Consider the following 12,430-nt stretch of genomic DNA (forward strand, 5'->3'; position numbering starts at 1 on the left):
CCTTGCAGCTTGTCGCGCGACCACACGTAAAGGAGCCATCATGGCCGGTATGAACATGCAGCAGATGATGAAGCAGGCCCGCAAGATGCAGGAGCAGCTTGCCGCCGCGCAGGAGAACCTCAAGTCCCAGACCGTCGACGCCTCTGCCGGCGGCGGCATGGTCAAGGTGACTGTCAACGGCGAGATGGAGCTCGTCAACCTCACCATCGACCCCGATGCGCTCGATCCCGAGGACGTCGATATGCTGCAGGACATGATTATGGCTGCCGTCAACGAGGCCGTCCGCGGCGTCAACGAGCTCGCCAACAAGCAGATGGGCGCCATCGCCGGCGGCCTCAACATCCCGGGCATGCCGTTCTAAGACGCGCACATATATGAGTGCCAACCATAGTCTGCAAAAACTGCTCGATGAGCTGGGCCGTCTGCCGGGCATTGGCCCCAAATCGGCCCAGCGCATCGCCTACTACCTGCTCGAGGCCGACGCCGAGGAGGCGCGCCGCCTGGCCGAGGCCATTCTAGAGGTTAAGCAGGAAGTGCATTTTTGCAGCCGCTGCTTTAATTACGCCACCGCTGACGAGTGCTCCATCTGCCAAGACTCGATGCGCGACACCACCCGCATCTGCGTGGTGGGTGAGCCGCGCGATGTCCAGGCGATTGAGCGCACGGGCAGCTACCACGGCCTCTACCACGTGTTGGGCGGCGTGATCAGCCCCATGGACAAGATCGGCCCCGAGCAGCTGCACATCCGCGAGTTGCTGGCGCGCTTGGGCCACGAGGACATCCACGAGGTCATTATCGCCACCAACCCCAACATTGAGGGCGAGACCACGGCGAGCTACCTTGCCCGCACCATCAAGCCTCTGGGCGTCGAGGTGTCGCGTCTGGCGAGCGGCCTGCCCGTGGGCGGCGACCTGGAGTATGCTGACGAGCTTACGCTCGGCCGTGCTATCGAGGCCCGTCGTGCGATCTAGGCGACGTCAGCTCCGCGGCATGTCCCGTCGGCCTGCCGCACGGGGCGCTCATAATTGGGCACGCGTTCATGCATTTGTTGCGCAACAAACCTGCTTTTCATCCGCTTATCGCGTGGATGGGTCCACTCGCACCTCGTATTTGCCCATTCGTTGCACAACCTTTTGGGTTCGCTGATACACTCAAATGTGGATATGAAAGAATGCGCCGCTTTTAAGCGGCGTGTTTTTGTTGGAGGAGAACGCATGCGGCCCGCTAGCACTCAGACAAAGCATGGCGCCGCGGTGCGCATGCGACGCCGGCTGGGCCTGGCGCCTCGGGCGTACGTGCTGCTGTCTTGCTCGCTCGTGCTGGTCATAGCCGGTGTTTCGGCTTATGGCATGACGGTGCCGTCCATGGTACAGGCGTATGCTGCGCGCGAGCTGTATATTGGGCGCAAGGCCAAAAGCGACTTGGGAACGACAACCGGATATGCGTGGGCGAGCGTGTTCGGGCGCACCGTGTTTGGCGTCGATCCCGCGGACGAGGGCGAGCGGGCGTCCAACGAGATCACGCTGGCAAACGGCAAGACTATCGTGCTCACCAACAACAAGGTCATTACGAAGCTTTCCAATAACAGCGTGGCTTCTGTCGTTAACGAGGCGGAGCAGCAGAAGGGGCAGGACGCCCAACAGACAGGCAAGCCCGGCGGTTCGGGTTCGTCTGGCTCCAGCTCCGATTCGTCGGGCGGCGGTTCCGGTTCGGGCTCCGCCTCTGGCGGTGGATCTTCGAGTGGCAGCTCGACGGACGGCGGTGCCGGCGGCGACACGGGCTCGGGTGGTCTCTCGGCTGCCGAGGAGGAGAGTATTCACAGCTGGCTCGTGACCAAATACAACATGCTCGATGGCTATGTCGCCCGCGCCAATAGCGTGGTTTCGACCTATAACGCAACAGGCGATACCGGGCCGTGCGACAGCCTGGCCAACGATATGTTTGTCATCCGTGCCGAGTTTGGCCGGCAAACGTTTTCTCCCAAGTCAAAGTGGTATCAGCAATACGCCAACCTATGGGGCTGCTACACCAATCTGTGCCAATGGGTGGGGCATTACGGCGATGACGACGTCGCGCTCAACAACTTCAATACCAAAGTGGCGGCGATCGCCCTATGACGAATAGCCTTGCTTCTGTGGCAACCCAGTCGCTCAGCCGTGATCCCATGGTGGGCCTGCGCCTGGCGCGCGTTGGAGGGTTTGAGCCCGCCATTGCGCTGGGCCCGGATGAGCTTCCCGACTACCTGCGCCGTTTTACGATGCTGTTTGCCGATGACGCCACCATGCGCCGCGGCGGTATCGGCCGCGTGACGCGTGCCGTCAACGCGCAGGGCGAGGCCGTGGCACTCAAGCAGCTCATCTTACCAACGCGCGACGAATTTGATGACGATGTCGCCCACGAGGCGCTGGTCACCAAGTTCAAGGCGGCGTTTCGCGAGGAATATGAATGCCATCGCGCCCTTTCGGGCCTTAGAGGCTTTCCCCGCCTGTATGGATGGGGCGAGGTTGACGGCGTGCCCGCGATTGTCATGGAGTGGGTCGAGGGCGAGACGCTCGCTCGCCTGCGCTCGCGCCTTGCCGTGGACGATGCCGGGCGTCTGTCGCCGCTCGTGGCGGCGCGCCTGGGTCGCGACCTGTTCGATCTGCTCTGCCGCATGAGCTTGGTAGGCGAGGGGTTCGTCCATCGCGATATCTCGCCCGCTAATATTATGGTGCGCACGGCGCGCCTGCCGCTCGACCGACAGCTTGCCGAAGGCACCTTCGACCTGTGCTTGATCGACTTTGGCTCTTCGCTGGCGCTCGAGCCCGCCTCTGCGGTGGCCGGCACCGGCGGCAAGGCGTCGTTTACCGAGCGCTATGCCACGTTGCGCCGCGCGACGGTGGCCTACGCCCCGCCCGAGATGCTCACCGACGATATCCCCGACCTGCGCATGCTTCGCATGTCGCCGGCAATCGATGTCTATGCAGCGGCGAGTACGGTCTACGAGCTCATCGCCGGTGTCGCGCCGTACGAAGTGGCGCCGGGTGCGTCGGGTACTTCGGGCTCGCGCAAAAAGACGTGCGATATCGCCAGCCCTTATCGCCTCAAGATGGATACGCTGCCCGATTATCCCGTTGGCGCCCACGCGCCCGGCTGCGACTTGACGCAACTGCTGCGACGCGAGCCCGATGTGGCACTTGCCGCGGCCGAACAGGCTCAGCAGCTGGGACTCGATCCAAATTCCGAGGATCTGCGCGATGCGCTGGCGTTTGTCGATGCCCAGTTGTTCGACGTGGTCATGGCCTGCCTGTCCTGCCATCAGGAAGATCGTCCCGAGCCGGCTGCGGTGGAGGCGGCGCTCTCGGCATTTTGCGACCACTATGCGCAAAATGTCGCCCGCTCGCTTCGCGCCGAGCCGCTCTTGCCGTGCCCGATGGAGGTATCGGGGCACACAGCCCGGCGTGCGGCGATGGTTGGGGCGACGGCGGTATGCGGCGTGCTTTGGGCTGTGGTCGTGGTATCAGCTGCGCTGTTGGCGTCGGGCGCCCATGTGACACTCGTCGTGGGACCGCTTATGTGGTCCGGGAAGCTGCCGGCCATTATCGCCGCACTGGCGTTGGCACCGCCGGGCATGGTGGGCATCGCTGCCGGCGCCATGGCACACGATCGTCGCACGGGGTTCCTGCATGGCGTACTGGCGCTTTCTGCCTGCGAGGTTCCGGTGCTGATCGCGGTTGCATGCACCGTGTTTTCCCAGCGCGCCGTAGCGAGCGGCTTCGTTGCCGCCTTAATTGCAACCTATGCGCTCACGTGGTTTTTGCTGGCGATGGGGTTTGCCTTTGAGCTTCCCGTCGTGTCAGCGCGACGTGCGAAAATTTCCATGGCGACGCCGCTTGCCGGCGGAGCCGCGGCTGCTCGCGCCTTTGGCGGGCCGGCCGAAGTATCCGACACTATCTCTGCGACCAAGGAGGGCTAAGCCATGGCTTCTCAAGCTGAGCTCACCCCGTGCGGGGCAATGTTTGACATCTTTAAGCGCGCAGCGCACCTGAGTCATATCGAACTGTGCGGCCTGGTGCTCTCGAGCCGCCCGCTCGTCGACGGCCGTAGTCCGCAGAGCCGTGCTGCCGATCGCTCTTGGGTTTCGCGCTTTATCGTGCGCGCGCCGGTCGGCACGCTGCAGGAACGTTATTTTGCCGATTACGGCACCTCGGCCGCGCGCATTATGTCGCAGCTGGCCCTGCGCCGCCGCAATCCCATGGACGCCGCGGCCGTGACCAACATGGTGTGCGGCCCCGCTGGCGAGCCCATGGTGCGGGCACTCGAGGAATGCCATCAGGACACGAATCTCTATCGCAATGCGCTCGAGCGCCTGTCGCAGGCGGCTGAGCTCATGCCCGCCGAGCGCGCCGAGGCCATCCTGGTGCTGTTTGTCGCCGTGGGCTGCTCGGCAGATGTCCGCTCGTCGGTGACCTATGCCCTCGACTACGCTCATGCGACCTGTGGCGGCGCCACGTCGACGCCGCGCTCGCTGAGCACCTCGACGGTCACGGGCGAGCGCGAGGCGGCGCCTGCGCACCCGTTGGGACTGCTGCGCGTGCAAAACGGCTACGTGGTGAGCGCCCCGCGCTGGATTCAGCCGAGTGAGGAGGGCGTCGAGATCGGCGCGCTGGCGACGGGGGAGGGCGATATCACCGATGTGGGCGATGACGTTTCGGCTCGCCATGCCCACGTGTGGTGCGATGACCAAAATGTCTGGTACGTCGAGGACCTGTCGTCCACCAACGGAACTGTGGTGGTAAACGGCGCGACGAACGTCTGCACCCAGGTCGAGCCCGGCCGCTCCGCTCAGCTCAACCCCGGTGACGAGCTCAGGCTCGGAGAATCCACAGCCTACGCCATCCTCCTCGGCGCCCTCTGACTCATCTCCTAAATAAGTTGCGGTGAAATAGGGACTGTTTAAGGCTACGGCCGGCAAAAACAGTCCCTATTTCACCGCAACTGCCATTTGGTCCCTCGGTGACGGAAGGATTATTTTTGCCCTTGATGGTCGCTCGGGGTAAACCTTTACCGCCCGCCTATATTTGTCGAAATTACACTTGACGGCGGGGTACAATAAACTCGCATGCGGATTTCCGTTGCGGGCGCTTCCCATCACCGGGGCGTGCCCGGGAGCATCCGGCATGCGGCCTTTGCGGCGCTCGATCATGTGCAAGACGGGTAGCTGGGCCTGTGGAGCGCGTGCAGCCTCCTCGCCTCGGCATGCCTTCTCTCCACGCCATGTATCTGCTGCTGAGTCCGCCTGTCAGATGACTGGAAGCAACAGCGAAAATCCCATCACGCCAACATCCCGGTAATCGCCGGGGCCTGTATACCTATATGAGAGGAGAGGGGTATATGGCGCGTAAGTTTAAGTCTATGGACGGCAACGAGGCGGCCGCATATGTTTCGTATGCGTACACCGAGGTAGCGGGAATTTATCCCATTACGCCGTCCAGCCCGATGGCCGACCATGTCGACCAGTGGGCGGCCCAGGGTCGCAAGAACATCTTTGGCACCCCGGTCAAGGTCGTCGAGATGGAGTCCGAGGCGGGTGCAGCCGGTACCGTTCACGGTTCGCTGGGCGCCGGTGCTCTGACCACCACCTACACGGCTTCTCAGGGCCTGCTCCTGATGATCCCGAACATGTACAAGATCGCGGGCGAGCAGCTCCCGGGCGTCTTCCACGTCTCCGCGCGTTGCGTCGCTTCCCACGCCCTGAACATCTTTGGCGATCACTCCGACGTCATGGCCTGCCGCCAGACCGGTTTCGCCATGCTCGCCGAGGGCAACGTCCAGGAGGTCATGGACCTCTCGCCGGTGGCTCACCTTGCCGCCATCGAGGGTAAGACCCCGTTCCTCAACTTCTTCGACGGCTTCCGCACCAGCCACGAGATCCAGAAGGTCGCCATGTGGGACTACAAGGATCTTGCCGAGATGTGCGACATGGACGCCGTCCAGGCTTTCCGCGACCACGCGCTCAACCCTGAGCACCCGCACACCCGCGGCAGCCATGAGAACGGCGACATCTTCTTCCAGAACCGCGAGGCCTGCAACAAGGTCTACGACGAGCTCCCTGCCGTCGTCGAGGGCTACATGAAGAAGATCAACGAGAAGCTCGGCACCGATTACGGCCTGTTCAACTACTACGGCGCTCCCGATGCCGATCGCGTCGTCGTGTGCATGGGCTCCTTCTGCGACGTGCTCGAGGAAGTCATCGACTACCTCAACGCTCACGGTGAGAAGGTCGGCCTGGTCAAGGTTCGCCTGTTCCGTCCGTTCTCCATCAAGCACTTCGTGGACGTTCTCCCCGAGACCGTCCAGAAGATCGCCGTCATGGACCGCACCAAGGAGCCGGGTTCCATCGGCGAGCCGCTCTACCAGGACGTCGTCTCCGCTCTCTACGAGGCCGGCAAGACGGGTATCAAGGTCGTCGGCGGCCGTTACGGCCTGGGCAGCAAGGACACGCCTCCCGCGTCCGCGTTTGCCGTCTTCGAGGAGCTCAAGAAGGACGAGCCCAAGCGCGAGTTCACCATCGGCATTGTCGATGACGTGACCAACCTGAGCCTGCCCGAGGCCGAGGATGCGCCCAACACCGCAGCTCCCGGCACCATCGAGTGCAAGTTCTGGGGTCTGGGTGGCGACGGTACCGTCGGCGCCAACAAGAACTCGATCAAGATCATCGGCGACCACACCGACAAGTACGTTCAGGCCTACTTCCAGTACGACTCCAAGAAGACCGGCGGCGTCACCGTCTCGCACCTGCGCTTTGGTGATTCCCCGATCCGCTCGCCGTACTACGTGACCAAGGCCGACTTTGTCGCTTGCCACAACCCCAGCTACATCGTCAAGGGCTTCAAGATGGTCCGCGACGTCAAGCCGGGCGGCACCTTCCTGGTCAACTGCCAGTGGAGCGATGAGGAGTTCGCCGAGCACATGCCCGCCGTGGCCAAGCGCTACATCGCGAACAACAACGTCAACGTCTACCTGATCGACGCGATCGACCTGGCCGCCAAGGTTGGCATGGGCAAGCGCACCAACACGGTGCTCCAGTCCGCCTTCTTCGCGCTGGCCAAGGTCCTGCCCGCCGAGGACGCCCTGCAGTACATGAAGGACGCGGCTACCAAGTCCTACATGAAGAAGGGCCAGGCCATCGTCGACGCCAACCACAAGGCCATCGATGCCGGCGCTACCGCCTTCCGTAAGTTCGAGGTTCCGGCCGACTGGGCTACCGCCGAGGACGCCGCTCCTGTCGAGCTTTCCGAGGAGACCAAGTCCGCTATCGCCCAGCAGGTCAAGAACCTGCTCGAGCCCATCGATCGCATGGATGGCGACAGCCTGCCCGTTTCTGCCTTTGTCGATTGTGCCGACGGTCAGTTTGAGCTGGGCGCCTCCGCATACGAGAAGCGCGGCGTCGCCGTGGTCGTTCCTCACTGGGACGAGACCAAGTGCATCCAGTGCAACCAGTGCGCCTATGTGTGCCCGCATGCCACCATCCGTCCGTTCGCGATGACCGAGGACGAGGCTGCCGCCGCGCCCGAGGCTACCCGTACGCTCGACGCCATGGGTCCCAAGGCCAAGGGCATGAAGTTCACCATGGCTGTGTCCCCGCTCGACTGCATGGGCTGCACCAACTGCGCCAAGGTCTGCCCCAAGGGCGCCCTCGAGATGGTTCCCACCGAGCAGGAGATGGATCAGCAGCCCGTTTGGGACTACATGGTCAAGAACGTCTCCGAGAAGAAGGAACTCATCGCGGCCAACGTCAAGGGCAGCCAGTTTAAGCAGCCCTACCTGGAGTTCTCCGGCTCCTGCGCCGGCTGCGCCGAGACCGCTTATGCACGTCTGGTGACCCAGGTCGCCGGCGACCGCATGTTCATCTCCAACGCCACCGGCTGCTCCTCCATTTGGGGCAACCCCGCTGCCACCGCTCCTTACTGCAAGGACAAGGACGGTCACGGCCCGGCGTGGAACAACTCCCTGTTCGAGGACAATGCTGAGCACGGTCTGGGCATGGCCATCGGTTACGAGGCCGTCCAGAATAAGCTGATCGCCGCCACCCAGGAGCTCATCGCCGCTGACGGTCCGTCCGACGAGCTCAAGGCCGCCGGTCAGGCTTGGATCGACTCCGTCAACGACGCCGAGGCCTCCAAGACTGCTGCCGCCGCCTACGTTGCCGAGCTCGAGAAGTGCGGCTGCGACGCTTCCAAGGCGATCCTCGCCGACAAGGCTTACCTCACCAAGAAGTCCTTCTGGATCTTCGGTGGCGACGGTTGGGCCTACGACATCGGCTTCGGTGGCCTGGACCACGTCCTGGCTTCTGGCCACAACGTCAACGTCTTCGTCTTCGACACCGAGGTCTACTCCAACACCGGCGGTCAGGCCTCCAAGGCTTCGAACCTGGGCCAGGTTGCTCAGTTCGCCGCTGCCGGCAAGGTGACCAAGAAGAAGTCTCTGGCCGAGATCGCTATGAGCTATGGTTACGTCTACGTGGCGCAGGTCGCCATGGGCGCCAACCCGGCTCAGACTCTCAAGGCCATCCACGAGGCCGAGGCCTACGACGGCCCGTCCCTCATCATCGGCTACAGCCCCTGCGAGATGCACTCCATCAAGAAGGGCGGCATGCAGAACTGCCAGGCCGAGATGAAGAAGGCTGTCGAGTGCGGTTACTGGAACCTCTTCCGCTTCAACCCCGAGGCTGCTGCCGGCAAGAAGTTCTCGCTCGATTCCAAGGAGCCCGCGGGCGGCTATCAGGAGTTCCTGATGAACGAGGCCCGTTACGCTTCGCTGACGCGCTCCTTCCCCGAGCGCGCCGAGGAGCTCTTCAAGGAGAACGAGCAGGCCGCTATGGACCGCTACGCTCACCTGCTGAAGCTTAAGACGGTGTACAACGAGGCCTAGGTCTCCCACCGCAGGATCTGAGGGCTAACCTTCGCGGACGTCCTCGGACATGAAAGAACCCCCGCTGCGCACTACGTGCGGCGGGGGTTCTTTCGTCCTGCGGAATGTCCGCGAAGGTTAGCCCTCAGATCCTGCTACGACTACGTCCTCGGATTGTGGGGCTGAATGAAGGACGTGGCTGAGGGGGCCTTTTGCCCCTTTCGCTGTTTCGCGGCTTTGCCGCGAAAGTCGCGCTACTTTGGGGATGGATGGAGGATTTGGCTGTTGCCGCTTCTTATCCCTTTGCTTTTTCGCGGCTTTGCCGCGAAACGCGCAGCACCTTGGGAAATGCATTGATGCGTGGGCGGGGCTGGATTGCGGATTCAAATGGCTAGAGAGATATGGGTGCGAACGAGAAATCGTTATTGGGGTCATCCTTTTCCATAAACTCATCGAGACAAAACGTCATGTAGATTGGAACGTACAGAACCTTGCCCTCTTTGCTGAGATTCTCGTGGCTCAGTACAACGGCCTCGGGAATTTTGTACTCGCCTACACTCATCAGACGATCGAGGGCCGCATGCGCTCGAACTTTCTTGCCCGATTTGACCTCGATTGGGACAACATGCCCGTGGGCGCCTTCGATCACAAAGTCAACTTCACCGACCTCACGCGTTTGGTAGTACCATGCATCCGCCCCGAGGGCAACGAGTTCCTGCGCGACCACGTTCTCATAGAGACCACCAAGGTTGGGAGTTTTCATATCAAGATAGACAGCGCGTGCAGTGCTACCGGGGTATCGCGATGCGAGCATGCCTGTATCAGACTCGTATAGTTTGAAGGCTGTCGTTTTCTCCGTCCTCTTGAGAGGACTCCGTGGCTCCGTCACCCTGGCGACCATCAATCCAACACCTGCGTTAACAAGCCACAGGAAATCCTGCTCATATTTTTTAAGGCGAGCTCCCTCACCCAGAGACGAAACAACAAAGCGATGAGACTCCGCCTCAAGCTGAACGGGAATTTGCTCAAAAATCGACCGAACGTTAAACGCTCGAGTCGATGCATATTTTGAGATATCGCTTTTGTACTGATCGACCAACTGAGTTTGAAGCTCACGTGTGCTCACGAGCGAATAACCCGAATCAATATAATTCTGAACGACCTCCGGCATGCCGCCGCAAACGATATAAGCTCTATAGTTCTTGAGCATCGCCTCATGAATATAGTTTTCGACAGGATGTTTCTCGACAAGGCAGCTGCGAATGCCTGCAAGCACATTCTCGCTAACGCTGTTTGCCCAACAAAACTCTTCAAAATCCATCGGGCGCATAACAATGTGCTCTACATACCCCACCGGAAAAGAAGAGATCCCCTTAAACTCAGTCCCAAGCATAGACCCCGAGAAGACATAGCTAAAGCGCCCATCCTCGACCAACGCCTTCATGAGTGTAACGATCTGCGGATACTCCTGAATCTCATCGACAAAGACAAGCGTATCGCCCTCAACAAGCGGCGCATCCGCAAGAAGGGCTACGCGGTTGATAAAGTCAACGGAGTTCTTTGCGCCAACAAGTGCATTCCTTGCTTCGATATCGAGTAGTAAATTGACCTCAAAATACGAAGCGTAGTTGCTTTTTCCAAACGCGCGAATCGCATAGCTCTTGCCGATCTGACGCGCACCAGTAACAAGTAATGCCTTATTGGAGTTATTCTTCCAGCTCAAAAGCCTATCAGTGACCTTACGGCGTAGCATTAAACCCCCAAATGACAAAAATTGACAGATAGAATCGCCTAAAATCATACAAAAATTGGCAGATAATAACGTCGTAAATATACAAAAATTGGAAGATTGCAAAGGTCCGATAAGGTCTCAAAGCCACTGAAACAGCGCTCTACTTTGCGAAGGGGCTGGGGACGCTGTTGCGTGCGTCTCCAGCCCTCTGATTCTTACTTTGGGTCCCGTGGTGGGACTATGTTGGTGCTACCTGGCTGTTTTTACCTTGTCTCGCCGCTCTCTGTGCGTAGGCGGTAGCCGTGGACGAGGTCGCTAATAGCCGGCCAGGGAATCTGGCGGTCGACCCAAAATTGGAGCTGGACCAGATAGCGCTCAGTGGCACGGGTGAGGGCCGCGAACTGTTCGTGAGTCTCTACCTGGGCGTAGAGGTCGCGGCTGTGGGCGAGGATTGCCGTAGTGTCATCCATTTTGCCGGTGACGTCAAAGGCGCCCGAGAACCAGTCGCACAGGCGCGCGGCGCTGTTGTTGATCGTTGCGAGGCCGGCGGTGCCGTCGTTGGCGTTTTCGTTGGCCTGGGCTCGCAGGAGGGAGAGAGCGTCGGCGGCGTTCATACAGTAGCCGACGGTGAAGTTCCAGACGGCGAATTCGCGGCCGGTGTCGAGCTTGCGGCGGCGCATGTAGTCGATGTCACGGGGTTCTTCGAGCATCATTTGGTCAGCGAGGGCCTCAAGTGCAGTGGTGTACTCGGCAAGGTCGAGTGCGAGCAGGGTGTTGATATCCATCATCTTTAGGCCTCCGTTTCGATCTCGACGATTTCGTTTTTAATGTACATGCCCTGGTTGTCCCAGACATTGCGGCAGGCGGCGGCAAAGCGCTCGCGGTCGGCTTTGCAGATGCGGGCGAACATGTTGCAGGTGCCAAAGGGCTCGCACACGTCAAAGAAGATGCAAATTGACGACCAGCCGCCATACCAGCTCACGGCGCCCGCTGGCTCGTGAAAGACGGGGTTCTCGATGTGCTCGTAATTGGCGATGGGGCCCGATACGGGATAGGTTACCTCGGCATCGCAGATCTTGGCCGAAAAGATACGTGACTCGACCGGACAGGACGATTCGAACAGCTTGCACGCCTCGGGAGCCTTGTCCCAGAGCATGTCGGCGAGAAACGTCTCGCCATTCAGGGTGATCTTGAGCATTTTTGTCATAGTAAGGACCTCCTCAATCCGTCGCTCAAGGGGTTCGCTGGCGGATAAGGAGAAGACAGCAGCGGGGTCGCCGAACCCAAACTTCACGACAGATCTCTGTCGCCCCAGCCCGCGCTGTTCTTCGCTAAAGTACCATGCCGTAATTGCGCGCGCAATATCAGTTTTTGAATTTCTGGAAGCGGCAATCGACGAGACGGCTCGCCGGCTGCCGGCCGACGCGCGGTAAAGGTGCTCGTCTATTCCCTAAGTTGGATGAAAAACGCTATGTTATTGCAGGGCTGCATACTCGTCTTATAAATGTATAGAATCTCGTATAGTGCGAGTAAGATATTGCGCTGTCTGTTTTGTGTTTAGCAAAGATATAGTTTGCATAATCTGGTCTAATCCCTGCTATATCAAAATAAAGTCGCACGTAAATAGCTTAGATATGCTTGAGCTGGGCATCTTTACGCTGAACGGGTAAAAACGACCGTTCACCGTTCAACTGTTTTCAAAATGAATAAAATGAGCGATAAAGAGAATATAAACCTTAATAAACTCGCGTATTGCACGGACGTGGGTTATTAATGGGATGTAGGCCTTTTACAGAAAGGATTCCA

General features: G+C 60.1%; 10 protein-coding genes. 7 read left to right on the forward strand and 3 right to left on the reverse strand.

Annotation, left to right across the window (positions count from 1 at the left end):
* Positions 1 to 40 precede the first annotated feature (40 nt).
* The 7 genes from ACTQ40_RS05745 (at position 41) to ACTQ40_RS05775 (ending at position 9,287) form a co-directional block, all read left to right on the forward strand.
* Complete coding sequence (locus ACTQ40_RS05745; protein ID WP_427719331.1) at positions 41 to 361, forward strand: YbaB/EbfC family nucleoid-associated protein; 321 nt, start codon at positions 41 to 43, stop codon at positions 359 to 361.
* Between the two features lie 13 nt (positions 362 to 374).
* Positions 375 to 971 carry a recombination mediator RecR gene (recR, locus tag ACTQ40_RS05750; protein WP_099432550.1) on the forward strand — a complete coding sequence of 199 codons (597 nt, stop codon included), beginning with the start codon at positions 375 to 377 and terminating at the stop codon, positions 969 to 971.
* A gap of 243 nt (positions 972 to 1,214) precedes the next feature.
* Entirely contained in the window at positions 1,215 to 2,117 is a 903-nt protein-coding gene (locus tag ACTQ40_RS05755; protein ID WP_441563577.1) for a hypothetical protein, read from the forward strand.
* Complete coding sequence (locus tag ACTQ40_RS05760; RefSeq protein ID WP_441563578.1) at positions 2,114 to 3,955, forward strand: serine/threonine protein kinase; 1,842 nt, start codon at positions 2,114 to 2,116, stop codon at positions 3,953 to 3,955. The genes ACTQ40_RS05755 and ACTQ40_RS05760 overlap by 4 nt, the downstream gene beginning before the upstream one ends.
* Positions 3,956 to 3,958: 3 nt before the next feature.
* Positions 3,959 to 4,897 carry an FHA domain-containing protein gene (locus tag ACTQ40_RS05765; protein ID WP_441563579.1) on the forward strand — a complete coding sequence of 313 codons (939 nt, stop codon included), beginning with the start codon at positions 3,959 to 3,961 and terminating at the stop codon, positions 4,895 to 4,897.
* Positions 4,898 to 5,373: 476 nt separating this feature from the next.
* Entirely contained in the window at positions 5,374 to 8,913 is a 3,540-nt protein-coding gene (nifJ, locus tag ACTQ40_RS05770) for a pyruvate:ferredoxin (flavodoxin) oxidoreductase (RefSeq protein WP_427794097.1), read from the forward strand.
* Positions 8,914 to 9,104: 191 nt separating this feature from the next.
* Positions 9,105 to 9,287: a hypothetical protein gene (locus ACTQ40_RS05775; protein WP_427729279.1), complete on the forward strand. Its 183-nt coding sequence runs from the start codon at positions 9,105 to 9,107 to the stop codon at positions 9,285 to 9,287.
* Here the strand turns inward: ACTQ40_RS05775 and ACTQ40_RS05780 are convergent.
* The 3 genes from ACTQ40_RS05780 to ACTQ40_RS05790 all read right to left on the reverse strand — a co-directional run bounded on the left by ACTQ40_RS05780 (position 9,284) and on the right by ACTQ40_RS05790 (position 11,831).
* Positions 9,284 to 10,645: an ATP-binding protein gene (locus ACTQ40_RS05780; RefSeq protein WP_441064199.1), complete on the reverse strand. Its 1,362-nt coding sequence runs from the start codon at positions 10,643 to 10,645 to the stop codon at positions 9,284 to 9,286. The two genes, ACTQ40_RS05775 and ACTQ40_RS05780, sit on opposite strands and share 4 nt — an antisense overlap.
* A gap of 242 nt (positions 10,646 to 10,887) precedes the next feature.
* Positions 10,888 to 11,409, reverse strand: coding sequence for a hypothetical protein (locus tag ACTQ40_RS05785; RefSeq protein WP_441563580.1), 522 nt, complete (start codon positions 11,407 to 11,409; stop codon positions 10,888 to 10,890).
* Between the two features lie 5 nt (positions 11,410 to 11,414).
* Positions 11,415 to 11,831 carry a DUF3830 family protein gene (locus ACTQ40_RS05790; RefSeq protein WP_441563581.1) on the reverse strand — a complete coding sequence of 139 codons (417 nt, stop codon included), beginning with the start codon at positions 11,829 to 11,831 and terminating at the stop codon, positions 11,415 to 11,417.
* Positions 11,832 to 12,430: the final 599 nt, after the last annotated feature.

It is taken from the genome of Collinsella sp. Sow4_D11 (assembly GCF_052116465.1).
Taxonomy (GTDB): domain Bacteria; phylum Actinomycetota; class Coriobacteriia; order Coriobacteriales; family Coriobacteriaceae; genus Collinsella.

Excerpts from the sequence above, each read along its gene's own strand:
- ACTQ40_RS05765 (WP_441563579.1), top strand. The coding sequence starts at position 3,959 with ATGGCTTCTCAAGCTGAGCTCACCCCGTGCGGGGCAATGTTTGACATC.
- ACTQ40_RS05760 (WP_441563578.1), top strand. The coding sequence starts at position 2,114 with ATGACGAATAGCCTTGCTTCTGTGGCAACCCAGTCGCTCAGCCGTGAT.
- ACTQ40_RS05780 (WP_441064199.1), bottom strand. The coding sequence starts at position 10,645 with ATGCTACGCCGTAAGGTCACTGATAGGCTTTTGAGCTGGAAGAATAAC.
- ACTQ40_RS05790 (WP_441563581.1), bottom strand. The coding sequence starts at position 11,831 with ATGACAAAAATGCTCAAGATCACCCTGAATGGCGAGACGTTTCTCGCC.
- ACTQ40_RS05785 (WP_441563580.1), bottom strand. The coding sequence starts at position 11,409 with ATGGATATCAACACCCTGCTCGCACTCGACCTTGCCGAGTACACCACT.
- ACTQ40_RS05745 (WP_427719331.1), top strand. The coding sequence starts at position 41 with ATGGCCGGTATGAACATGCAGCAGATGATGAAGCAGGCCCGCAAGATG.
- nifJ (WP_427794097.1), top strand. The coding sequence starts at position 5,374 with ATGGCGCGTAAGTTTAAGTCTATGGACGGCAACGAGGCGGCCGCATAT.
- ACTQ40_RS05755 (WP_441563577.1), top strand. The coding sequence starts at position 1,215 with ATGCGGCCCGCTAGCACTCAGACAAAGCATGGCGCCGCGGTGCGCATG.
- recR (WP_099432550.1), top strand. The coding sequence starts at position 375 with ATGAGTGCCAACCATAGTCTGCAAAAACTGCTCGATGAGCTGGGCCGT.